This is a genomic window from Micromonospora sp. NPDC049891 (genome assembly GCF_040660295.1).
In the GTDB taxonomy this organism is placed as follows: domain Bacteria; phylum Actinomycetota; class Actinomycetes; order Mycobacteriales; family Micromonosporaceae; genus Micromonospora.
On the sequence record NZ_JBFAML010000001.1, the window covers coordinates 334,364 to 355,745 of the forward strand.

Genomic DNA, 21,382 nt, shown 5'->3' on the forward strand with positions numbered 1-21,382 from the left:
GCGCAGGCAGCCGGCTGATGCTCCCTTCGAGGCGACGCACCGATGCCGGTGTCGGGCGCCCGTGGCGGACCACGGGCGCCCGACGGACAGGCGGAGGCGTCAGAACGGGGGGAGGACCTGGGCCAGCCGGGTCGCCATCGCCTGGTAGCCCGGGGCGTTGGGGTGGAACGAGTCGCTCAACGGCGAGGTGAGGCCGTTGGCCCACACGCCGTTGGTGCTGCAGAGCCGGTGGCCGCGGAACAGGTCCAGGCCGTTGACGTAGACGACGCGGGAGTCACCGGTGGCCAGCACGGCGTCCCGGATCATCCGGTCGGTCTGGGCGGTCGCGTCGTAGATGGCTCTCCGTTCGCTTTCGACGAGGTTGCTGCCCAGGTCCGGGCAGCGGTCCTGGGCCGGCGGTGGGTCTGCTGGGTCGTCCGGGTTGGGCACGACGGCCGGGTAGCTGAGCACCATGAGCTTCCCGCTGGGGTGCATCTCCGCCCTGATCTGTCGGTACAGGGCCGTGAGCTGGACCTGGACCTGATCGAGCTTCTGCTGGGTGACCAACGGTCCGGCTGCGGCACAGTCGGCGCCCAGGTAGCAGCCGGTGAGCTTGAGCGAGAAGTCGAGGTCGTTGCCGCCGATGGTCAGCGTGACGAGCCGGGTGTGTGGCTGTATCGCGTCCAGTTGAGGTGGCACGCCGGGATGCTGACCCACGTACAGGTCGATGATCTTCCCGCCGTGACACGCCGCCAGGGTCGGCCGGTCCACCGGCAGTCCGGACAGGACTGTTCCCGTGATCAGGTTGGAGTAGGTCGCGGGTGCCCGCCGGCACAGTTCGTCGGAGTACGGTGGCGCGCCGGTGCCCGAGGAGTAGGAGTCACCAAGTGCGACATGCCGGATCACCGGGGGCTGCAGCCCGGTCCCGAACGACCCGGTGCCCAGCACGATGTGCAGCAGGTTGGTGCCGAGGCCCTCGCACAGCAGGTAGCGCAGCCCCGGTATGGGGAAGCAGCCACCCCAGTAGACCCCGGCCGGCGCCAACAGATAGAGCTCGAAGGCGATCTCCACGTTGCGTCCGCCGTCGAAGAGTTCGCCGGGGATGCTGACGCCACCCGAGGTCGCGCCGTAGTAGGTCTGCCCGTACGAGCGGGGTGCCGTGGTGTAGAGGAACTGACCGTCGAAGCGGCCACGGTCGATCACCCCGGTGGCGATGTAGGCCGCGTTGAGCCAGAAGTTGCAGCCGAACTCCGCCAGGTAGGAGAGGTTCGCCGCGTAGTTGGTCTGATTGGGTGCGCCGCTGACGGAGCTGTTCCGGGTGATCGCCTCGGTGCAGTACAGCCCGGTCGGCGGGTCGTCGGGGTCGGCCTGCGGCGCTGCCCCACGGAAGGTCGGCAGGTCGGCCTTGCGGACTGCCGCGCGGGCCGCGCTGTCCGCCTTGAGCGTGGCGCCTGGCCCCTTCGTGGCGCCCGGCAGCGCCTCGGGTTGTTGAGGGCTCAGCGGCTTCGCGAACGGGGTGATCTTCTTGGTGGTGCCGGGAAGGGTCACCGGGTCGGGCGTCTGGATATCGGGCTGCCAACCCCCGCCCGGCGCCGCCGACAAAGCCGCAGCGCCGCCATCGACGGTCGGCGTTGCGGCCAGTGCGGGTTGTGCGCTGACGAGTAGCCCACCGATGACCGCACCCACGGCGAGTAATCGCGTCCAGCGTCCCGGTGACAGCGCTCTACGTGATGTCACTGCCCAACCTCCTAGCATGGCGTGATCGCCACGTGACAAACGGTGAGATGGATGCTAGGCAGTCGACAGGTGCGCGCAGATCCGTGAAATTACGCAAAGAAGCGCGGAGAATCAGTCCTCGTCGATCAACATCGGGGTTGATGTGATCGGCGGTGGTCATGGGCTGCGGGAACAGGGTTTCCGGCAACGCGGGGGAACGAAGGTCAACGGTAGCCACGCCCTGCCACCCCAGGCGAACCCCAGGTCGCTAGACTGTCCCCTCGCGCCCTCGTAGCTCAGGGGATAGAGCATCGGTTTCCTAAACCGTGTGTCGCAGGTTCGAATCCTGCCGGGGGCACCTGTGCTCATTCGTGCGACGTGGGCAGGGCCTCAGGGGGGCCGAGCGTGACGGTTATCGACAAGGTTGCCTGGATCCATCTTGAGGACGGCGCGATCCTCAGTTCCCGGTCGCGCGGCAGGGACGTCTACTACATCCCGGGCGGGAAGCGAGAGCCCGGCGAAGGCGACGTCGAGACGCTCGTCCGCGAGATTCAGGAAGAACTCAGCGTGACGATCTCGCCCGACTCCGTCGAGCACGTAGGGATCTTTCACGCTCAAGCCCACGGTCACCCTGATGGGACGATGATCCGCATGATCTGTTACACCGCTGGCTACCGAGGTGTACTGCGGCCCAGCAACGAGATCGAGGAGATGGTCTGGCTCACGTATGCCGACCGTCATCGGGTCTCCCCGGTCGATCAGCTCATCTTCGATCACCTGCACGAGACGGCGCGGATGCGCTGAGGCGTCGACCGGCCGACGGAGTGACGGCGATCACACCGCGCCGGGACCCGTTGCGGGTGGGCCCGTCGTCTTACCGGGTGTGAGAACAGGCATGGACGCAGCTGACGAGGGTGAACTCGTACGCCGGGTGGCCCGTGGCGATCGGCGCGCGTTCGACGAGCTCTACCGGCGTACGGCGCCCTGGCTGGAGGTGCGCCTGCGCCGTCGGTGCGCCGACCCGGACATGGTCGCCGAGGTGCTACAGGACACGTACCTGACGGTCTGGCGGGCTGCGGGCAGTTTCGCAGGTGTCCCGGCGGCGCGCGGCGGCGGGGCGCAGGGGAGCGCCGTGGGTTGGTTGTGGACAATCGCCGCCCATCGCCTGGTCGACGCGTTCCGTCGCCGGGCGCGCCGGGCCCGGGTGCCGCAGGTGCAGCTCATGCCGGACACGGCCCCGGCGGCCGAGGACGAGGTGATGGCCGCCCGGGTCGGCCAGGAGTTGGAGCAGGCCCTGCTGGTCCTGCCGCCCGAGGTGCGGGCCGCCCTGCGGGCGACGGTGCTCGACGGGCTTTCCATGCGGGAAGCGTCGGTGTTGCTTGGCGTACCGGAGAACACCGTCAAGTCCCGTGTCCGCCGCGCCCGGATCGCCCTGCGGGAGGCCCTGTCATGACGACCACACATCCCACGATGTCCCAGATCGAGCGGTACGCCGCCGGAGACCCCGGCCTCGACGAGCCCAGCGTCTGGGCGATCGAGGTGCACCTTGAGGACTGCGGCGACTGTCGTGCCCGGCTGGCCGGTGCCACCACTGTCGACACCCGGACCCTTGTCGAACGGGTCGCGATGAACCTGGACCGGGAAATCGCCGCCATGCCGGTTCCCGCCGGCCGTAGCCGGCCATGGTCGGTGCTGCGCCACCGCTGGTTCGTCGGCACGCTGTTGCCGTGGCTGGCGATGACCGCCACGGTGCTCGCCTCCGCGGCGTTGCTCGGTGAACTGTGGGCCGGGCGGCCCTCGCTGGTGCTGCTTGTCGCACCGCTGGCCCCGTTGCCCGGCGTGGCAGTCGCCTGGCACCGACGTGCCGATCCGGCCTGGGAACTGATCGCCGCCACTCCTGCCGCCGGTCTGACGACGCTGCTACGGCGTACCGCGGCGGTGCTGGCCTTCGTCATTCCCGCGCTCGCCGTGGCGGGTGCCCGCACCGGGGTGTCACTCGCTCTGATGCTGCTGCCGTGCCTGGCCTTCACCGCCGCCACGCTGCTGCTGGGGACGGTCGTCGGCGTACGCCGGGCCGCGATCGGACTGATCGCGATCTGGACGCTCGTCGTGATCGCCCCGAGTGTGGCCGCTGCTCGGCTTCCGGTCGTCCTGGCCGCCGACAGCGCCGGCATCTGGGCGCTGGCCACGGTGCTGCTGACCGGCATGGCCCTGTTGCGGGTCGACGGATTCCGTCGACTTTCCCACCACGACTAGGAACCCCCGGGCCACGACTGGGCAACCCCCACCATCCGGCAGCTGCCGTCACCACCAGGCAACTCACCACGACCTGGCAACTCCGGCCTGCGAACGAGACGGCGCACCTGTTGCGCTGGCGATCACGAAGGAGACGATGATGATGCGTGCCGTGAGTGCGGCCGAGACGGCGGTGACCATCCATCCCTGGGCGGTCCACGCGGAGGGTCTACGGGTCCGGGCGGGGCGCCACCTGGCCGTGGACGGGCTGGACCTGGCCCTGCCCTCCGGGGTGCATGGCCTGCTCGGCCCGAACGGTGCCGGGAAGACCACGCTGATGCGGGCCCTGGCGACGGTCCTGACGCCTGCTGGCGGGCGGCTGACGCTGCTCGGGCGCTCCGTCGACGGCCGGTCCGACCTGCGATCGGTCCGTCGAACCCTCGGTTACCTGCCGCAGCACTTCGGTTTCTACCCGCGGTTCACGGTCCGCGAGTTCGTCGGGTACATGGCCTGGCTCAAGGAGATGCCGAAGGCAGGTGTCGCGGCGGCCGTGCAGCGGTCCATCGACCGGGTCGGGCTGACCGCCAAGGCCGACGCCAGACTGAAGACGCTTTCCGGTGGCATGCTGCGCCGGGCCGGGATCGCGCAGGCCATCGTCAACGATCCGCAGCTCCTGCTGCTCGACGAACCGACCGTCGGCCTCGACCCGGAACAGCGACTCGACTTCCGCGAGCTGCTGCGTGACCTCGGCACCGACAGTTGCGTGCTGGTCTCCACCCACCTGGTGGAGGATGTGGTGGCGGCCTGCACCGACGTGATCGTGCTCAACGAGGGTCGCCTGGTGTGGCAGGGCACCCCCGAGGGCCTGACCAGGCAGGGTGACAAGGGCGACGCCGGCGACAGCCCGGCCGAACGCGGCTACTCCGCCGTCCTCCGCCGGCACCGCGCGGAGGCCGCCCGATGAACATCCTCGGGATCGAACTGCGCCGTTCCGCCGCGCTCGGTGCCGGACTGATCACGGTGCTGGTCGGGGTCGGCGCGCTCTATGCCGCAACCGGCAGGTGGTCGAGTGGCTGGATGGCGCTGGCCATCGCCATCCGGGAGTACCTGCTCCTGTTGTGGCCGTTGGCCCTGGCCGCCGGGGCCTGGCAGGGCCGCCGGGAACACCGGGCGAAGGTGGGTGAGCTGTTCACCACCACCGCCCGGCCGCGCGCGCAGCGGATGCTGCCGGTCCTCGGTGCGCTGGCCCTCACCCTCGCGGTCGCCTACCTGCTGGTGACCGTGGCGGGCATTGGCTGGATCGTCTCCACCGCACAGCACCTGCCCCTGCTGAACTTCGCCGTCGTCACAGGTGTCGGCGCGTTGTCCCTGATCAGCGCGGCGTGGCTCGGGCTGGGCATCGGGCGCATGCTCCCCGCCCTGGTGACCGCCCCGGCGCTGGCGGTGGCCGGCGTCCTGCTGGTCTTCCTCAGTGTCATCCGGCTTCCGGACTGGTTGGCTGCGGCGATTTCCCCGGTCCACGGCGCGGTTCCGTTCCACGCGTACCAGACGATCGACAACCGGGTAAGCGGTGCGCTCGCGATCTCGATGGCCGCGCTCGCTGTCACCGGCCTGCTGCTGTTCGTCGCCGGTGACTGGCGTGCCCGTACGGTGGCGCTGGTGCCGGTGGTGCTCGGGCTCGTCGTGGCGACTGCTGTCGTACCGCGGGACAAGGAGGTGCTCAACTGGCCTGTCGACCCGGTGGCGCGGGAGCTGGTCTGCACCGACGACACTCCGACGGTGTGCGTCAGCCGGGTCAATGCCAACGTGCTCGAAGCGCTGACCCCGCTCGCCCGGGAGGGCCTGACGGCGTTGGCGAAGCTGCCGGACGCGCCGAGCGCCGTGCACGAGGACACCCGCACGTTCATGAGGGACGAGGTCAGCTCGCCCGAGAACGGGGTCGTCCGGATCCCGGTACGGATCGACAAGAATGGCGGGCTCGCCCACCCGGCCGCCGTGGTTCCCGAGGTTGTCCGAGGGCTGGGTGTCGGCTACGACGGGCGGTGCCAGAACCGCGACGAGGTGGTCGAACGGGCGGCGGCCCACTGGCTCCTGGGCCGCGAGCCACAGTCGGACGTGGGCGTGATTCCGGGCATGATCGAAGAGGATCCCGAGATCAACGCTGCGGCGGTCGCGCTCTGGCAGGGTCTGCGTGAGCTGCCCGAGGACGAGGCGCTGGCCCGCGTCACTGCGGTCCGCGACGCCCTCCGGTCCTGCGTCGACGTCACAGGCATCCTGTCCGGAAGTGCCCGGTGACCGCGACGATGCTGTACCTGCGCTCGCGGCGCGTGCCGCTGGCCCTGACCGCGGCGGTCGGCGGCGCGGCTGTCGTGTGGGGGCTGTGCCTGGCCTTCGCCAAGGAGCGGGACGTCACGGCGATGGTGGTCGTCATGACTGTCGTGCTGATGGTCGCGGTCCTGTCGCCCACCCTCGCCGGCCCCGACGAGAACCTGGACCGGACCGCGTCGATGCGTTGGCCCTGGCGGCGGGCGGTGCACCTGCTCGCCGGCCTGGTGGTCGTCCTCGCGGTCCTGTTCGCCACCCTGTACACCGGGGCGCGGTTCGGGCCGGCCTCGCTGGTGGCCCGCGACGCCGCCGGCCTGCTGGGGCTGACCGCCCTGTGCGCGACGGTCGCCGGCGCCGCCAGATCGTGGTTCCTGCCGCTGGGCTGGACCACCGTCGCGACCATGTACCCGCAGGGGGGTGCCTGGGGTGCGTCGGCGACCTGGCAGGGACAGCCGGCCGACAGCGATGCCGCCATGCTGACGGCCGCGGTGCTCGCCCTCGGCGGGTTGGTCGCCTACTCGATCGCCGGTCCGGCCCGCCGCGAGGCCGCCGAGTAGCTCCGGTGACCGCGGTGTTGGGCCCGCCGCCCCGTCTGGGTTCGGGGCGGCGGGCGATGTCGGTCGTCAGAGCGCGGCGCGGATCGCCTCGGCGAGGGTGACCGGTGGACGGCCGATCAGCTTGGCCAGGTCGTCGCTCTCGACGTGCAGGTCGCCCGCGGCGGCACCCCGGTCGCCGTCGGCCAGCACCTTCGCGTACTCCTCGGGGAGGCCGGCGCCGACCAGGACCTCGACGTACGTGGCCACCGGCAGGTCGGTGTAGGTGACCTCGTGTCCGCTCTGCTTCGCCACCTCGGCGGCGAGTTCGGCCAGGGTGAAGGCGTCGCCGCCCAACTCGTACACCTGGTTGGTGTGGCCGTCGCCGGTCAGCACCTCGGCGGCGGCGTCCGCGAAGTCCGCGCGGGTGGCGGCGCTGATGCGCCCGTCACCCGCCGCGCCGACCACCCCGTGTTCCAGGTACGCGGGCAGCTGCGGCAGGTAGTTCTCCAGGTACCAGCTGTTGCGCAGGAACGTGTACGGCAACCCGGATGCGATGATCTCCTGCTCGGTGAGCCGGTGCTCGGTGGCGAGGACGAGGCTGGAGGTGTCGGCCTTCGCGATGCTGGTGTAGACGACCAGGCCGACCCCGCCCTGCCTGGCGGCGGTGACCACGTTGCGGTGCTGGGTCACCCGCCGGCCCACCTCGCTGCCGGAGACGAACATCAGTTTCTCCGCGCCGGCGAAGGCCGCCCGCAGCGAGCCGGGGTCGTCGTAGTCGGCTTGGCGGACGGTGACGCCTCGCCCGCTCAGCTCGGCCAGCCGGTCTGGGTTCCGGCCGAGCGCCACGATCTCGGTGGCCGGTACGCCCCGTTTCAGCAGTGACGTGACGATGAGCTGACCGAGGTGCCCGGTGGCGCCGGTGACGACGATGGACATGGGTGGTGCTCCCTCCAGGGAAAACTGTCTGACGTCGGGGTCAACCGGAACATCGGACCAATGCTTCCTGTTGGAGAGTAGGCACCTTGAGGTGCCTGACTTACTGATGGAGAGTATTGGGAATGAAGCCGAATCTGTACGACCGCAACTGCGGTAGCCGGCAGGTGCTCGACCGCATCGGCGACCGCTGGAGCGTGCTTGTGGTGCTCACCCTCGCCGACGGCCCCCGGCGGTACGGTGAGCTGGCCGGACGGATCGACGGGGTGAGTCAGAAGATGCTCACCCAGACCGTGCGGGCGCTGGAGCGCGACGGACTGGTCACCCGGAGCGTGCAGGCCACGGTGCCACCCAGGGTCGACTACGAGCTGACCGACCTGGGTCGTAGCCTGCTGACCCTGCTCGCCGGTCTGGAGGCGTGGGCCACCGATCACCTCGCCGAGGTGGAAGCCGCCCGCGCCCGCTACGACGCCCGTACGCCAGGGTGACGACGCCCGTACGGCCGGGTGGCGCCGGCGCGGGGTCAGGTCGCAGGCAGTTGGGTGGCGGCGGTCACCACCTGGTCGATCAGGCCGTAGTCACGGGCCTCCTCGGCGGTGAACCAGCGGTCCCGGTCCCAGTCCTGCTGGATCTCGTCCAGGGTCCGCCCGCTGTGCTGGGCGATCAACTCCTGCATCGTCCGCTTCACGTGCAGCATGTTCTCGGCCTGGATGGTGATGTCGGCGGCGGTGCCGCCCATGCCGCCGGAGGGCTGGTGCATCAGGATCCGGGTGTGCGGCAGCGCGTACCGCTTGCCGGCCGTGCCGGCGCAGAGGAGGAACTGGCCCATCGAACCGGCGAGCCCCAGGGCCAGGGTCGCCACGTCGTTACGCACGAAGCGCATCGTGTCGTAGACAGCCATGCCGGCGCTCACCGAGCCGCCGGGCGAGTTGATGTAGAGGGTGATGTCCCGTTCCGGATCCTCGGCGGCGAGCAGCAGGATCTGGGCGCAGATCCGATTGGCGATCTCGTCGTCCACCTCGCTGCCGAGGAAGACGATCCGCTCCCGCAGCAGCCGTTCGAACACCTGATCGCCGAAGGTCCGCTGGCCGTCGTCGAGCATCGTAATCATGATCAACCTCCACCCGCCGGGGGCGACGTGGAGCGCCCGGGAACCGGCTCCTTGAGCCTGCGGGATGGTTGCGGTCCCTAACCAGCCGTTCTGCCCCGGGCAGATCCGCCCACGGCAGAACCCTCACCCTCGGTGACTGCCGACGGTGACCCGAACGGCGGCCGTCCGTCGGACGGCTCGCCTCCGTGCCCCGGGCCGGTGCAGCGGGCCGACGGGTGAACGACCGGGCGACCTGCGACGGAGCAGCGGCCCTCGGGCGACGAGGTGGACCGGGCCGATCGGGTCGGCGAAGGCGAGGACCCTGATCCCGCCGATCAGCCCGCCGCCGATCACTGCACTGCCGCTCAGCCCGCCGCCGGCGGTGCCGGCGGTGCCGAACTGCCCGCCCGAGCGGGTCCAGGCCCCGTAGGGGTCGTTACCGCCCAGCCCTGCGGTCAGGTCCGAGCCGAAGCCGAACCCGACGGTGTTGAGGCGGGCGACGGGCTGGGCGGATCCGTCCGTACCGCGGCCAGCCGGCGCGGCCGTCGGGTCGCCGGGCCGGGTGGCCGGGACACGACCGGCCGGGCCGCCGGCGGGCAGCCGACGCTCGACCCGCCGAAGCTCGTCTCGAACCTCCTCCAGCAGATCCGAGAGGTGCAGGCCGAGCGCCCGGCAGATCGCCGCGAGGACCTCGGAGGAAGCCTCCTTGCGCCCACGCTCCACCTCGGACAGGTACGGCACGGAGACCCCGGCGGCCCGGGCGACTTCCCGCAGCGTACGGCCCTGGTGCTGGCGCTCGCGGCGTAGTACCGCACCGATCACCCGTCTCAGCAACGACATGCGGGCCTCACTCTCGCCGCTCCTGCGCTGACCGTCCCATCATGCCCGTCCGACGCCCCGCTCGCCGTACCGTGTCCATTGAACGCCACCCCGCCGTGCCGTTCCCGGATCAGCGGCTATGTTGTGCACGTGCAGGCGACCGAGGTGGGGCGGGTCCCCAGGTGATCCACTTTCCCGCGCAGCGGCGAGGTCCGCTCAGCGCGCTTAGCATCCGGCTGGCCGCCGCCATCGGGCTGGTCCTCGCCGTGGTGGCGGTGGTCTACCTCGAACGGGAGCAGTACCGCGACAACAACGACGACGGCCTGACGCTGCTGGACTGCTTCTACTACGCGGTGGTCTCGCTCTCGACCACCGGCTACGGCGACATCGTGCCGGTGACCCAGGAAGCCCGGCTGGTAAACGTCCTGTTCATCACCCCGGCCCGGGTGCTGTTCCTGATCATCCTGGTCGGCACCACCCTTGAGGTCCTGACCGAGCAGTACCGGACCGGCCGTCGCCTGCACCGGTGGGAGAGAAAAGTGAAGGACCACGTCATCATCTGCGGCTACGGCACCAAGGGGCGTAGCGCGATCTCGGCGCTGATGGAGAACGGGCTGGACAAGTCCCGGATCGTGGTGGTGGAGCGGGCCGGCCCGGCGTTGCGTCAGGCCACCTCGAACGGGCTGGTCGCGATCGAGGGTTCGGCCACCCGATCCTCCGTGCTCAACCAGGCCCACGTACGGACCGCCAAGGCGGTGATCATCGCGACCGACAGTGACGACGCGTCGGTGCTGGTGGCGTTGACCGTACGTCAGCTCACCGCCGGTCAGGTCCGGATCATCGCCGCGGCGCGGGAGGCGGAGAACGCCCCGCTGCTCAAGCAGAGCGGCGCACACCACGTGATCGTCTCCTCGGCGACCGCCGGCCGGTTGCTGGGGCTGTCGACGTCGGCGCCACCGCTCATCGACGTGGTGGAGGATCTGCTCACCCCGGGCCAGGGCATGGCGCTGGCCATGCGTTCCGCGGAACGCAGCGAGGTGGGCAGGTCGCCCCGCGAACTCGACACGTTGGTCATCGCGCTGGTCCGGCGGGGCAAGGTGGTCACCCTGGCGGACCGGGCCGGTGCGGTCATCGAGACCGGCGACATGCTGGTGCACGTACGCGATGACCGTCCCACCGCGAACACGCTGCCCTGAGCGCCTGCCAGCGACCGCAGAGCCGGCACGGCCGACCGGGCCGCCCCGCGCGGGAACGGCCCGGTCGTCGTGACGGTCACGGCACGGGTCAGCCGACGATGGTCCAGGTGTCGCCGCTGCCCAGCAGCCCGGCCAACTGCTGCTCCGGGGTCTCGCTGACGGTGGCCCGGGCCTCGGCCAACTGCCCCTGCACCACGCTGTCGTACGACGGCCGCCGCACCGAGCGGAACACGCCGATCGGGGTGTTCCGCAGATCGAAGCCGGGCAGCCGGGACAGTGCGAACGCGTACGCCGGGTCGGCGACCGTGGCGTCGTGCACGACGATCTCCTCCGCCGGGGTCGACGTGGTCTCGCGTACCTCCAGGCCGAACCCACCGGGCGGGTGTACGACGCAGAACTGCCCGTCCTTGCCGAAGGTGATCGGCTGGCCGTGCTCCAGCCGGATCAGATAGTCGTCACGGGTGCCCGGCTCCTTGAGCTGCTCGAACGCCCCGTCGTTGAAGATGTTGCAGTTCTGGTAGATCTCCACGAAGGCCGAGCCCTCGTGTTCGGCGGCGGCGCGCAGCACCGATTGCAGGTGCTTGCGGTCGGAGTCGATGGTCCGGCCGACGAAGGTGGCCTCCGCGCCGAGCGCGAGCGACAGCGGGTTGAACGGCGCGTCGGCTGAGCCGACAGGCGTCGACTTCGTGATCTTGCCGACCTCGGAGGTGGGCGAGTACTGCCCCTTGGTCAGGCCGTAGATCCGGTTGTTGAACAGCAGGATCTTGAGGTTGACGTTGCGGCGCAGCGCGTGGATCAGGTGGTTGCCGCCGATGGAGAGAGCGTCGCCGTCACCGGTGACCACCCACACCGACAGGTCCGGCCGGGAGACCGACAGGCCGGTGGCGATCGCCGGGGCCCGCCCGTGGATCGAGTGCATCCCGTAGGTGTTCATGTAGTACGGGAAGCGCGACGAGCAGCCGATCCCGGAGACGAAGACGATGTTCTCCCGGGGGATGTTCAGCTCCGGCATGAACTGCTGGACGGCGGCGAGGATCGCGTAGTCGCCGCAGCCGGGGCACCAGCGCACCTCCTGGTCGGACTTGAAGTCCTTGGCGGTGAGCTTGAGGGCGACGGGCTCAGACATTCTTCAGGACCTCTTCCAGCATCGTCTCCAGCTCGGCGGCGGTGAACGGCAGGCCGCGGACCTGGTTGTAGCCGATGGCGTCGACCAGGTAGCGACCCCGGATCACGTGCGCGAGCTGGCCGAGGTTCATCTCGGGGATGACCACCCGGTCGTAGGAGCGCAGCACCGCACCGAGGTTCGCCGGCATCGGGGCCAGGTGCCGCAGGTGCGCCTGCGCGACCGGCAGGCCGCGGTGACGCAGGGCGCGGCAGGCGGCACCGATCGGGCCGTACGTGGAGCCCCACCCGAGCACCAGCACCCGGGCGTCGCCGTCCGGGTCCTCCACCTCCACATCCGGCACCGGGATCGTCTCGATCCGGGCCGCCCGGGTGCGCACCATGTAGTCGTGGTTCGCCGGGTCGTACGAGATGTCACCGGTCTTGTCGGCCTTCTCCAGCCCGCCGATGCGGTGTTCCAGACCCGGGGTGCCCGGCACGGCCCACGGCCGGGCCAGCGTCTGCGGATCGCGCAGGTACGGCAGGAAGGTCGTACCGTCCTCGCCGTTGGGCGCGGTGGCGAACTCGACCCGCAGGTCGGGCAGGGAATCCACCTCGGGCAGCAGCCACGGCTCGGAGCCGTTGGCGACGTAGTTGTCCGACAGCAGGATCACCGGGGTGCGGTAGGTCAGTGCGATCCGCGCCGCCTCCAGTGCCGCGTGGAAGCAGTCGGACGGGGACTTGGGGGCGATCACCGCCACCGGCGCCTCGCCGTGCCGGCCGAACAGCGCCATGTTCAGGTCGGCCTGCTCGGTCTTGGTCGGCATGCCTGTCGACGGCCCGGCCCGCTGCACGTCGACGATCACCAGCGGCAGCTCCAGCGCCACCGCCAGGGAGATCGTCTCGCCCTTGAGCGCCACGCCGGGACCACTTGTGGTGGTCACGCCCAGCGCGCCGCCGTACGAGGCACCGAGCGCCGCACCGATCGCGGCGATCTCGTCCTCGGCCTGCATGGTGGTGACACCGAACCGCTTGTGCTTGCTCAGCTCGTGCAGGATGTCCGAGGCCGGCGTGATCGGGTACGCGCCGAGGAAGACCGGGAGGCCGGAGCGGACCCCCGCGGCGACGAGTCCGAGCGACAGCGCGGCGTTGCCGGTGATGTTGCGGTAGGTCCCCGGCGGCATCTTTGCCGGCTTCACCTCGTAGCGGACGGCGAAGTCCTCGGTGGTCTCGCCGAAGTTCCAACCGGCCTTGAACGCTGCGACGTTCGCCGCGACCAGCTCCGGCCGCTTGGCGAACTTGCGCTCCAGGAACCGCAGCGTCGACTCGTACGGCCGGGAGTACATCCAGCTGAGCAGGCCGAGGGCGAACATGTTCTTGGCCCGCTCGGCGTCCTTCTTGGACACGTCCAGCTCGGCGAGCGCGCCGATCGTCATCGAGGTCAGCGCGACCGGGTGCACCGCGTACCCGGCGAGCGTGTCGTCGTCGAGCGGGCTGCTCGCGTAGCCGACCTTGGCCAGGTTGCGCCTGGTGAACTCGTCGGTGTTGACGATGATGTCAGCGCCCCGGGGCAGGTCGGCGAGGTTCGCCTTGAGCGCCGCCGGGTTCATCGCGACGAGCACGTTCGGCGCGTCGCCCGGGGTGAGGATGTCGTAGTCGGCGAAGTGCACCTGGAAGCTCGACACGCCCGGCAGGGTGCCGGCGGGAGCCCGGATCTCGGCGGGGAAGTTGGGCAGCGTGGAGATGTCGTTGCCCAGTTGCGCGGTCTCGGAGGTGAACCGGTCCCCGGTCAGCTGCATGCCGTCGCCGGAGTCGCCGGCGAACCGGATGACCACCCGTTCCAGCTGGCGGATCTGCTTGCTCACGGCCGCACCTCGCTTCGTCGCGCGCCGTGGCGCGGCCGGCTGAACTGGATGGTGACCTCGCCTTGCCCGGCCACGAGACCTCCTTGACGCGCCGCTGCACCGGCCGTCCGTGAACGTCCGGCCCGCCTGTCTTCCCTCACCGAGAGCCTACGTCGGATCGGGGGCCTGCCCTGCCCGGAGGTCCGCCGACTGGGATCGAAACGTGAGGGTTTATGTGGTCACTTGCGGTGTTTCGCCGGGGCCGCCGTAATCCATATCACCGCACGTCCCAGCCAGGTCGGTCATTGGTCCGGGCCGGCCGTCGGGCTTTGAACCAGATCCCACTGTCGGATCCCGGCGCACCGCCGGCCGGGCCCTCCGCGCCGGTCCCGAGTGCCGTAGCTGTCAGCTTCCCGCCCCCGGTCCCCGGCGCGGTTGCCCGGCGACGCATCCTCGCCACGACCAGCCCGACGGTGAGGAGCAGCAACAGCACCGACACCGTGATCAGCAACACCGCCGTGCGCTGGCGCGACGTCAGCCCCTCGGTGTCACCGGGCGCCGCCCCGGCCGGGCGCAGGCTCGGCGACGTCACCGGCGCGGGCGGCGCCACCACGGGCAGCTCCGGTGACGCCGCGGTGATCCGGAAGCTGAGCTGCATGCGCCGGTCGGCACCGTGGCGCGGGTCGAGCCGGCCGATCACCGCCCCGGACAGCGGCGCGGTGCGCAGCGCCGGTGGGGTCGCCGTCACCGGCAACCTCACTTCCTCGGTACGCCCCGGCCGGACCGTCCCGAGGTCGCAGCGGGTCCGCGTCGCCGCCACGGCGACGCAGCCGGACGGCGGCGCGGCCACCGTGACCCCGGCGGGCAGCAGCACGTCGACCCGGCCGGTGGCGTCGGCCCGACCGGTGTTGCCGAGCCGGACGAGAAGGCCCTCGCTGGCACCCTCGGCGTCGAAGGCGACCTCGTCGGCCGACATGGTGATCCCGGGTGCCGGTGGGCCCGGCGGGAAGAGCACGGCGAAGCCCTCGTCGTCCTCGGCGGTGCCGGTCGCGCCGCTGGCCGTCACCCGTACCGAGCCGGCCAGCGGCATCCTGCGCCAGGCGTCGCCGTCGACCCGGATCCGCAGCCGGGTGCTGAACTGCGCGCCGGGCGCCGTGGTCCACTGCCCGCAGCGGTACTCCCGGTTCCCGGCGGTGGCGCAGCCGTCCGTGCCGGCGTCGGTGAGCCCGGCCGGCAGGGTGTAGGCGAGCCGGACACCGGCGCTCGCGGTGCCGGTGTTGGTGACGGTCACGCTCAGGGACGCCACGGTGCTGGCGGCGTTCCAGTAACCGACCGGCAGGGTGACGTCGCCGGTGGTGACCTTCACTCCGGCTGCGACGGGCGGCGCGATCGTGGGCGCGGGCGGCCGGGAGGGCGGCGAGTACGTGGGCCGGGGCGGTGCGACTGTCGCGGCCGGCGGACCGCTGCTCGGGACCGGTCCGCCGGTGGTGGCACCCGGGGTGGGCGTCGTCGACGGTGACGCCGGTGCACTCGGCTCGACCGGCGGCTCCACCGTGGGCGGGGGCGACGTGGGCTCGGGCTCACCGGTCGGCTCGGCCGGCGGACTGTACGGCCCCGGCTCGGCGGCCCGATTCGCCGTCGGTGCGGCCGCCACCGCCCCCGGCGCAACGGCGGCTCCGGCAGCCACCAGCAGGCCGAGGGCGCAGGCGGACGCGAAGGTACGACGCCAGGCGCGTCGTCCGGGCAGGCGGCCCATTGATCCTCCGGTGCTGGTGGTGGTCCCCATGGTGGGCATAAGTTGCCCTGGGACACTAGTCCCAGGTGAAAAGAACTTCGCGACCCGGCGGGGGTCCGGCCCGGGACGGTAGGCTGACCGACCGTGACCGGTTACCTGGGCTCGTACGCGACGCTCGGGCTGCTGCTGCTCGCTGGCGTGCTCTTCCTCGTCGTCGCGTTCACCGCCAACCGGGTGCTGCGCCCCGCCCGCCCGGCCGATCCGCCCGGCAAGCGCGCCAGCTACGAGTGCGGCCTCGACCCGGTGGGTGGCGACTGGGCGCAGATGCAGATCCGCTACTACGTCTACGCCTACCTCTACGTGCTGTTCGCGGTCGAGGCGGTGTTCCTGTTCCCCTGGGCGGTGGTCTTCGATCGGCCCGGGTTCGGGATGGTCACCGTGGTGGAGATGGCGATCTTCGTGGGTGTCCTCGCGCTCGGCCTGCTCTACGCCTGGCGGCGCAACATCCTCCGCTGGACCTGACCTTCACTGGACCGCCCACGGCTCAGGCGAGGCCGCGACGGCTGAGCGTGGGTGGGCGATCTCCCCGGACGGCCGCGACCATGTCCAGCAGCCGGCGGGTGGGGCGGACCTGATGGGCGCGGAAGACCCGGGCACCCAACCAGGCGGAGACCGCCGTCGCGGCGAGCGTTCCCTCCAGCCGCTCGGCGACCGGCAGGTCCAGCGTCTCGCCGATGAAGTCCTTGTTCGACAGGGCCACCAGCACCGGCCAGCCGGTCGCGGCCAGTTCGCCCAGCCGGCGGGTGATCTCCAGGGAATGGCGGGTGTTCTTGCCGAAGTCGTGTGCCGGGTCGATGAGGATCCCGTCGGGACGTACGCCCAGGGACACCGCGCGCTCGGCGAGCCCGGTCACCGTCGTGACCACGTCCGCCACCACGTCGGCGAAGGCCGCGCGGTGCGGCCTGGTGCGCGGGCTGAGGCCGCCCGCGTGCGAGCAGACCAGCCCGACCCCGGTCCGCGCCGCCACCCTGGCCAGCGCCGGGTCCGCCCCTGACCAGGTGTCGTTGAGCAGATCCGCGCCGGCCGCCACGGCCTCCACCGCGACCTCGGCGCGCCAGGTGTCGATCGAGATGACGACCTCCGGGAAGGCGGCCCGTACGGCGGCGATGGTGCCCACCGTGCGACGGATCTCCTCGGCGACGTCGACCTCGGCGCCCGGCCCGGCCTTGACCCCGCCGATGTCGACGATGTCCGCACCCTCGTCCACCGCCCGTTCCACCGCCCGCAGCGCACTGTCGGCCTGGAAGGTCGCACCCCGGTCGAAGAACGAGTCCGGGGTGCGGTTGACGATCGCCATCACCACCAGGTCGTCGGGACCGAACCGCCGAGCCCCGAGCCGCAGCACCCCGGCCACGCCACCTCCCACATCGCCGTACGCCGTCGGGGCGATCACGCCGCCGCCACGCTGACGCTATCCGGTCACCGGTCCGGTGCGGTGGCCGGGAACGTCGCCGGACCGTCGCCTGGGCCCGGCGCGGCCCGGTGAACGTTTCCGGCCGCCGCACCAGCGCCTTGTCCGGTACGCCGCGCCGGGTGGGGTCGCCCCGTTCCTCTCGGCGTGCCACGATCAGTGCATGGGTCAGCTTCTGCTCCTGCTGGTCGTGGCGGTCACCGTCGCGGCGGTCGTGTTCGGCGTGACGGTGCTGGTCACCGGTCGGGATCCCGGCCTGGCCCCGGTCGAGGCGGACGGACGGGCGGTGCCGCTGCCCGGCGATCGTCCGCTGCGCGAGTCGGACGTGGGTGAGGTGCGCTTCGACACCGCGCTGCGTGGGTACCGGATGACCCAGGTTGATCAGGCGATGCGCCGGGCGGCGTACGACATCGGCTACAAGGCCGAGCTGATCGGTGTGCTGGAGGCAGAGGTGACGGCGCTGCGGGACGGACGAACTGCCGACGCCGACGCGCTCCGACGGGCCCGTGAGCAGGCGGCCAACCCGATCGAGGCGGGGACCTCCCCCTGGGACGCCCCGGTGGTCGAAGGATCGACGATCGAGCTTTCGGTGACCCCGGCGGCGGTCGGGGCCGACGGTGTGCCCGGTCCGGGGCCGGAAGCCGACGCGGCACCAGCGGCGGAGTCGGAGTCCGCGGCGGCAGCGGCGACGGAGCCGGCCGACCGCGATGTCCGGCCGGCCGCCGAGCAGCCGGTGCCTGGCGGTGAGCCGACCGACGCGGCCGCAACCCCCACCGCCGCCGACCCCGTCACCGGCGAGGAGTCGACCGACAGTGCGGCACCGGGATCCGGGTCGCGCGGTTCGGTGGTCCGGTCGGAGTCGGCGTGAGCGGCTCGGACGGCGCTGACGATCTTCGCGAGGCGGCCCAACCCGGTGCCGGCGAGGTCACCGCCACGGTGATCGTCAACGCGCCGGCTGAGAAGGTCTTCGCCGCTCTGCTGGCCTGGGAGCGGCAGTCCGAGTGGATTCCGTTCACCACCGTCCGGGTGGTGGAGGGCGACGGCGGCGAGGGGAGCCTCGTCGAGGCGGTCACCTCGCTCGGGCCGGCGGTGCTGCGGGACAAGATGCGGGTGGTCCGGGTGGACGCGCCGTACGAGATCGGCGTGGTGCACTGCGGCACGCTGCTGCGCGGCCCCGGGGTGCTGCGCTGCACCCCGCTGGAGAGCGGGCGCAGCCAGGTGGTCTGGCACGAGTGGTTCCACCTGCCGGGCGGCCCGGCCGGACGGGTGGCCTGGCCGGTGCTCTGGCCCGGCTCCAAGTTCAGCCTCACCCAGGCACTGCGACGCTTCGCCCGCCAGGTCGAGCAGGGCCGCCTGCCCTGACCGGCGCGCGGGGCGGCACCGGGCTGTCGGGCACCGCACTAGCCTTGACGCCGTGACTGAACTGGTGATCGGGGCCGACGGGCTGGCCCGGTGCGGGTGGGGAGCCAGCACCCCCGACTATGCGGTCTACCACGACACGGAGTGGGGCCGACCGCTGCACGGTGACGACGCGCTCTACGAGCGGATGACGCTTGAGGCGTTCCAGTCCGGGTTGTCCTGGCTGACCATTCTGCGCAAGCGGGAGGCCTTCCGGGCGGCCTTCGCCGGGTTCCGGATCGACACGGTGGCCGGCTACGGCGAAGCGGACGTGGCCAGGTTGCTCGGCGACGCCGGCATCGTCCGTAACCGAGCCAAGATCGAAGCTGCGATCGCGAACGCCCGCGCCGCGCAGCAACTGCCCGAGGGACTGTCGGCGCTGCTCTGGTCCTTCGCCCCGCCGCCCGGTCGGGACCGACCGGGCGCCGCGGCCGCCGTGCCCGCCCTCACCGACGCCTCCACGGCGATGGCCAAGGCGCTCAAGAAGCGCGGCTTCCGGTTCGTCGGGCCGACCACGGCGTACGCGCTGATGCAGGCGACCGGGATGGTCGACGACCACCTTGCGGGCTGCCACGTCGTGACATCCACGACGGGCGTGATGGGATGAGGGCATGACGACCGACACCGCACACCGGGTGAACGGGGCGAGCCAGGCGGACGGCACGGGCACCTGGGCCGTGCTCCTGCCCGCCGGACGGTACGACGCCGAGCGGCTCGTCCACCACGACACACTCGAACTGACCGGGCTGGACGAGACCACCCTGCCCCGCCTCGGTGACCAGGTCGCGGTGCTCACCGACGAGCCGCCGCGGCTGGTGGCGGTGGGCCGGGTCGCCGGCCCGGCCACCCGACGTCCGGAGGATCCGGACGACCCGCAGTCCGACCAGGCACCCGACGCGCTTGTCGTCACGTACACCCGGCGAGCCTTCGACGAGCCGGTGCCGGCCGACGCGCTGGTCCTCAGCGGGCCGGTCACCGCGCTCGACGCGGCGACGTTCCGTGAGCTGGTCGACCGGCTCGGCCCGGCACCGCAGCGCCGCACCTGGCTGGTCAGCCTGGACCTGCCGATCGAGGCCGACTCGCCGGCCGAGGCGGTCCGGCTGTTCTGGGCGTACGTGCAGGAACTCGGCCCCCGGGAGCTGCCCGCCTTCGTCTCACCCTCCGGCGACGAACTGGCCATGCAGGCGTTCGTGCTGGGCGCGGAGGCGAACCAGGACCCGGAAGAGGACGACTGACCGACCCGGGCGGCCGGCGGCGGGCCGGCGACGGTAGACCCCTGATCCTCCCGCGACGACTCAGCGGCCCTCGAAGACCGGCTGCTGCTTGTTGACGAAGGCCATGGTGGCGGCGCTGTGGTCCGCTGTCGCGCCGCAGATGGCCTGCGCCTGCGCCTCGGCGGCCAGCGCGTCGGCCAGGGTGCCGGCGTCGGCGACGGAGAGCTGACGCTTGATCGCCCCGTAGGCCACTGTCGGTCCGGCGGCGAGCCGGGCGGCCAGTTCCTGCGCGGTGGGCAGCACCTGCTCGTCGTCGTCCATCATCCGGTTGAGCAGGCCCAACCGGCAGGCCTCCTCGGCGCGTACCGGCTCGGCCAGCATCAGCAGCTCGACGGCCTTGGCGTGGCCGACGAGCCGGGGCAGCGTCCACGAGGCGCCGGTGTCGGCGGCCAGCCCGACCTTGGCGAACGCCATCAGGAAGCTGGTGGACGGGCCACCGATGCGGATGTCGGCCAGGAAGGCCAGCGAGGCGCCCGCCCCGGCGGCCATGCCCCGGACCGCGGCCACCACCGGCTTCGGCAGGCTGGCCAGCCGGGCGGCGATCGGGTTGTAGTGCGCCCGGACCGTGTCCAGCGGCTTGCCGTCGCCCGCCTGGAGGGTGTTCACGTGCTCGCGCAGATCCTGACCGGCACAGAACGACCCGCCGGCTCCGGCCAGCACCACCGCCCGGCAGCCACGGTCGGTCTCCAGCTCGGCGAGGGTGTCCCGCAGCGCCTCCTTGAGCGCCACGTCGAGCGAGTTCATCGCCTTCGGGCGGTTCAGGGTGAGGGTGACGACCGCGTCGGTGCGGTCGACGAGCAGCGGCTCGGTCACGTCTGGCGACCCTTCTGTCGGGCTATCCGGTGTCCACCGTCGAGGCACTGCTCGACGTACCGGTCGGCGGCCGGCCGGAGCCGGGCCGCGTGGCGGTCGAAGAAGCTGGCCGCGGCGATGCCGGGCCAGCGTTCGGGCAGCAGCGCCGGTGGCAGCTGCGGGTCCCGGAAGAGGAACGTACGCCACGCGTGCACCAACCGGAACCGGGCCGCGTACGCCTCCTCGTCACCGCTGCGGGCCGTGACGCCGGTCAGCAGCGTCCGCTGCTCGGCGACGAACTGCTCGTACGCCCGGCCGATCTCGGCCAGGTCCCAGGCCCGGCGGACCAGGCCCATCGAGCCCGGCGTGCCGGCGGCGTGCGCGGCGCTGAACCGCTCGAAGCGTACGCCCGCCTCGCTGAGCAGCAGGTCGACGTCCTCGGCCGGCCGGGTGGCCACCCAGGTCTGCTCGTCAAGCGTGCCGTAGCCGAGGTAGCGCAGGTTGGCGGCGAGTCGCTGGCGGTCCCGCCGCGCGCTTGGCGCGTCCAGCACCAGCAGGTCGAAGCGGCCGTCCCAGGTGACCCGACCGGTGCGGTAGATCCGGGAGGCGGCCTCGTCCAGTCGGCGGGCCGCCTTCGGTGTGATCGAATATCCCGGGCCGGACGTCAATCTGATCGGTTCCAGCCAGCCCTGGCGGACCATGCGGGAAACCGCCGTACGTACGGCGGGTGGCGCGATCCCGAGCGGTGCCAGCAGCTTGACCAGCGCGGCAACGGGTGCGCGCCCACCCCGCGGTCGGAGGTGGTCGCCGTACAGGTCGAAGAGTGCCGACCGTGCCTGCATGACCGCACATTGTGACAGGCCATCTAAGGATAAGCTAGATGCTGTTACATCAATGCTGCTTCGGTTTGGGTCCGGCGGTGTTCATCAGGGAAAATC

At 71.6% G+C, this 21,382-nt stretch carries 23 protein-coding genes and 1 tRNA gene; 14 read left to right on the forward strand and 10 right to left on the reverse strand.

Going from position 1 to position 21,382, the window contains the following annotated elements; translation table 11 throughout:
- Positions 1–99: 99 nt before the first annotated feature.
- Positions 100–1,716 carry a GDSL-type esterase/lipase family protein gene (locus tag AB0I71_RS01665; RefSeq protein WP_357581304.1) on the reverse strand — a complete coding sequence of 539 codons (1,617 nt, stop codon included), beginning with the start codon at positions 1,714–1,716 and terminating at the stop codon, positions 100–102.
- 264 nt (positions 1,717–1,980) lie between these two features.
- On the opposite strand from AB0I71_RS01665, the gene AB0I71_RS01670 reads away from it, so the two are divergent.
- The 7 genes from AB0I71_RS01670 to AB0I71_RS01700 all read left to right on the forward strand — a co-directional run bounded on the left by AB0I71_RS01670 (position 1,981) and on the right by AB0I71_RS01700 (position 6,812).
- Positions 1,981–2,053: transfer RNA gene (locus tag AB0I71_RS01670), tRNA-Arg, on the forward strand.
- Positions 2,054–2,100: 47 nt separating this feature from the next.
- Complete coding sequence (locus AB0I71_RS01675; RefSeq protein WP_357581305.1) at positions 2,101–2,499, forward strand: NUDIX domain-containing protein; 399 nt, start codon at positions 2,101–2,103, stop codon at positions 2,497–2,499.
- A 91-nt stretch (positions 2,500–2,590) separates the two neighbouring features.
- Entirely contained in the window at positions 2,591–3,148 is a 558-nt protein-coding gene (locus tag AB0I71_RS01680) for a sigma-70 family RNA polymerase sigma factor (RefSeq protein ID WP_357581306.1), read from the forward strand.
- Positions 3,145–3,951 carry a hypothetical protein gene (locus tag AB0I71_RS01685; protein ID WP_357581307.1) on the forward strand — a complete coding sequence of 269 codons (807 nt, stop codon included), beginning with the start codon at positions 3,145–3,147 and terminating at the stop codon, positions 3,949–3,951. The genes AB0I71_RS01680 and AB0I71_RS01685 overlap by 4 nt, the downstream gene beginning before the upstream one ends.
- A 142-nt stretch (positions 3,952–4,093) precedes the next feature.
- Positions 4,094–4,894 (forward strand): ABC transporter ATP-binding protein, encoded by an 801-nt coding sequence (locus AB0I71_RS01690; RefSeq protein WP_357581611.1) that lies wholly within the window; start codon positions 4,094–4,096, stop codon positions 4,892–4,894.
- Positions 4,891–6,225, forward strand: a complete 1,335-nt coding sequence (locus tag AB0I71_RS01695) for a hypothetical protein (RefSeq protein WP_357581308.1) — start codon at positions 4,891–4,893, stop codon at positions 6,223–6,225. Before AB0I71_RS01690 ends, AB0I71_RS01695 begins: the two co-directional genes overlap by 4 nt.
- Positions 6,222–6,812: a hypothetical protein gene (locus AB0I71_RS01700; RefSeq protein ID WP_357581309.1), complete on the forward strand. Its 591-nt coding sequence runs from the start codon at positions 6,222–6,224 to the stop codon at positions 6,810–6,812. Before AB0I71_RS01695 ends, AB0I71_RS01700 begins: the two co-directional genes overlap by 4 nt.
- A gap of 66 nt (positions 6,813–6,878) precedes the next feature.
- Here the strand turns inward: AB0I71_RS01700 and AB0I71_RS01705 are convergent, their stop codons facing one another.
- A complete protein-coding gene (locus AB0I71_RS01705) occupies positions 6,879–7,727 on the reverse strand; it encodes an SDR family oxidoreductase (RefSeq protein ID WP_357581310.1) in 849 nt (282 codons plus the stop codon).
- 122 nt (positions 7,728–7,849) lie between these two features.
- On the opposite strand from AB0I71_RS01705, the gene AB0I71_RS01710 reads away from it, so the two are divergent.
- Complete coding sequence (locus AB0I71_RS01710) at positions 7,850–8,212, forward strand: helix-turn-helix domain-containing protein (protein ID WP_357581311.1); 363 nt, start codon at positions 7,850–7,852, stop codon at positions 8,210–8,212.
- Between the two features lie 35 nt (positions 8,213–8,247).
- Here AB0I71_RS01710 and AB0I71_RS01715 read toward each other — a convergent pair whose 3' ends face one another.
- Complete coding sequence (locus tag AB0I71_RS01715) at positions 8,248–8,835, reverse strand: ATP-dependent Clp protease proteolytic subunit (protein ID WP_357581312.1); 588 nt, start codon at positions 8,833–8,835, stop codon at positions 8,248–8,250.
- A gap of 123 nt (positions 8,836–8,958) precedes the next feature.
- A complete protein-coding gene (locus AB0I71_RS01720; protein WP_357581313.1) occupies positions 8,959–9,654 on the reverse strand; it encodes a helix-turn-helix transcriptional regulator in 696 nt (231 codons plus the stop codon).
- Between the two features lie 161 nt (positions 9,655–9,815).
- On the opposite strand from AB0I71_RS01720, the gene AB0I71_RS01725 reads away from it, so the two are divergent.
- Positions 9,816–10,829 carry a potassium channel family protein gene (locus tag AB0I71_RS01725; protein WP_357581314.1) on the forward strand — a complete coding sequence of 338 codons (1,014 nt, stop codon included), beginning with the start codon at positions 9,816–9,818 and terminating at the stop codon, positions 10,827–10,829.
- Between the two features lie 88 nt (positions 10,830–10,917).
- Here the strand turns inward: AB0I71_RS01725 and AB0I71_RS01730 are convergent, their stop codons facing one another.
- From AB0I71_RS01730 to AB0I71_RS01740, 3 genes are all read right to left on the reverse strand, one after another.
- Entirely contained in the window at positions 10,918–11,955 is a 1,038-nt protein-coding gene (locus AB0I71_RS01730; RefSeq protein WP_357581315.1) for a 2-oxoacid:ferredoxin oxidoreductase subunit beta, read from the reverse strand.
- Positions 11,948–13,795 carry a 2-oxoacid:acceptor oxidoreductase subunit alpha gene (locus AB0I71_RS01735; RefSeq protein ID WP_357581316.1) on the reverse strand — a complete coding sequence of 616 codons (1,848 nt, stop codon included), beginning with the start codon at positions 13,793–13,795 and terminating at the stop codon, positions 11,948–11,950. Before AB0I71_RS01735 ends, AB0I71_RS01730 begins: the two co-directional genes overlap by 8 nt.
- A gap of 256 nt (positions 13,796–14,051) precedes the next feature.
- Positions 14,052–15,530, reverse strand: a complete 1,479-nt coding sequence (locus AB0I71_RS01740; protein WP_357581317.1) for a hypothetical protein — start codon at positions 15,528–15,530, stop codon at positions 14,052–14,054.
- 123 nt (positions 15,531–15,653) lie between these two features.
- Here AB0I71_RS01740 and AB0I71_RS01745 point away from each other — a divergent pair, with 123 nt between their 5' ends.
- Positions 15,654–16,031, forward strand: a complete 378-nt coding sequence (locus AB0I71_RS01745; RefSeq protein ID WP_093408387.1) for an NADH-quinone oxidoreductase subunit A — start codon at positions 15,654–15,656, stop codon at positions 16,029–16,031.
- Positions 16,032–16,053: 22 nt separating this feature from the next.
- On the opposite strand, the gene folP is transcribed toward AB0I71_RS01745, so the two are convergent.
- Entirely contained in the window at positions 16,054–16,923 is an 870-nt protein-coding gene (gene folP, locus AB0I71_RS01750; protein ID WP_357581612.1) for a dihydropteroate synthase, read from the reverse strand.
- Positions 16,924–17,143: 220 nt separating this feature from the next.
- On the opposite strand from folP, the gene AB0I71_RS01755 reads away from it, so the two are divergent.
- From AB0I71_RS01755 to AB0I71_RS01770, 4 genes are read left to right on the forward strand one after another with little or no spacing between them, the layout of a single operon-like run.
- A complete protein-coding gene (locus AB0I71_RS01755; protein WP_357581318.1) occupies positions 17,144–17,848 on the forward strand; it encodes a DivIVA domain-containing protein in 705 nt (234 codons plus the stop codon).
- Positions 17,845–18,342, forward strand: a complete 498-nt coding sequence (locus tag AB0I71_RS01760) for an SRPBCC family protein (protein ID WP_357581319.1) — start codon at positions 17,845–17,847, stop codon at positions 18,340–18,342. The genes AB0I71_RS01755 and AB0I71_RS01760 overlap by 4 nt, the downstream gene beginning before the upstream one ends.
- A gap of 52 nt (positions 18,343–18,394) precedes the next feature.
- Positions 18,395–18,985, forward strand: a complete 591-nt coding sequence (locus AB0I71_RS01765; protein WP_357581320.1) for a DNA-3-methyladenine glycosylase I — start codon at positions 18,395–18,397, stop codon at positions 18,983–18,985.
- Positions 18,986–18,989: 4 nt separating this feature from the next.
- Positions 18,990–19,613 (forward strand): hypothetical protein, encoded by a 624-nt coding sequence (locus tag AB0I71_RS01770; RefSeq protein WP_357581321.1) that lies wholly within the window; start codon positions 18,990–18,992, stop codon positions 19,611–19,613.
- Between the two features lie 60 nt (positions 19,614–19,673).
- Here AB0I71_RS01770 and AB0I71_RS01775 read toward each other — a convergent pair whose 3' ends face one another.
- Positions 19,674–20,465 (reverse strand): enoyl-CoA hydratase-related protein, encoded by a 792-nt coding sequence (locus tag AB0I71_RS01775; RefSeq protein ID WP_357581322.1) that lies wholly within the window; start codon positions 20,463–20,465, stop codon positions 19,674–19,676.
- Complete coding sequence (locus AB0I71_RS01780) at positions 20,462–21,286, reverse strand: PaaX family transcriptional regulator C-terminal domain-containing protein (RefSeq protein ID WP_357581323.1); 825 nt, start codon at positions 21,284–21,286, stop codon at positions 20,462–20,464. Before AB0I71_RS01780 ends, AB0I71_RS01775 begins: the two co-directional genes overlap by 4 nt.
- Between the last annotated feature and the right edge of the window lie 96 nt (positions 21,287–21,382).

What these genes read in the sequence shown, in the direction of transcription:
- AB0I71_RS01740 (WP_357581317.1), bottom strand. Translation starts at nt 15,530, where the DNA reads ATGGGCCGCCTGCCCGGACGACGCGCCTGGCGTCGTACCTTCGCGTCC.
- AB0I71_RS01680 (WP_357581306.1), top strand. Translation starts at nt 2,591, where the DNA reads ATGGACGCAGCTGACGAGGGTGAACTCGTACGCCGGGTGGCCCGTGGC.
- AB0I71_RS01780 (WP_357581323.1), bottom strand. Translation starts at nt 21,286, where the DNA reads ATGCAGGCACGGTCGGCACTCTTCGACCTGTACGGCGACCACCTCCGA.
- AB0I71_RS01705 (WP_357581310.1), bottom strand. Translation starts at nt 7,727, where the DNA reads ATGTCCATCGTCGTCACCGGCGCCACCGGGCACCTCGGTCAGCTCATC.
- AB0I71_RS01690 (WP_357581611.1), top strand. Translation starts at nt 4,094, where the DNA reads ATGCGTGCCGTGAGTGCGGCCGAGACGGCGGTGACCATCCATCCCTGG.
- AB0I71_RS01755 (WP_357581318.1), top strand. Translation starts at nt 17,144, where the DNA reads ATGGGTCAGCTTCTGCTCCTGCTGGTCGTGGCGGTCACCGTCGCGGCG.
- AB0I71_RS01730 (WP_357581315.1), bottom strand. Translation starts at nt 11,955, where the DNA reads ATGTCTGAGCCCGTCGCCCTCAAGCTCACCGCCAAGGACTTCAAGTCC.
- AB0I71_RS01685 (WP_357581307.1), top strand. Translation starts at nt 3,145, where the DNA reads ATGACGACCACACATCCCACGATGTCCCAGATCGAGCGGTACGCCGCC.
- AB0I71_RS01695 (WP_357581308.1), top strand. Translation starts at nt 4,891, where the DNA reads ATGAACATCCTCGGGATCGAACTGCGCCGTTCCGCCGCGCTCGGTGCC.
- AB0I71_RS01710 (WP_357581311.1), top strand. Translation starts at nt 7,850, where the DNA reads ATGAAGCCGAATCTGTACGACCGCAACTGCGGTAGCCGGCAGGTGCTC.
- AB0I71_RS01770 (WP_357581321.1), top strand. Translation starts at nt 18,990, where the DNA reads ATGACGACCGACACCGCACACCGGGTGAACGGGGCGAGCCAGGCGGAC.
- AB0I71_RS01720 (WP_357581313.1), bottom strand. Translation starts at nt 9,654, where the DNA reads ATGTCGTTGCTGAGACGGGTGATCGGTGCGGTACTACGCCGCGAGCGC.
- AB0I71_RS01715 (WP_357581312.1), bottom strand. Translation starts at nt 8,835, where the DNA reads ATGATTACGATGCTCGACGACGGCCAGCGGACCTTCGGCGATCAGGTG.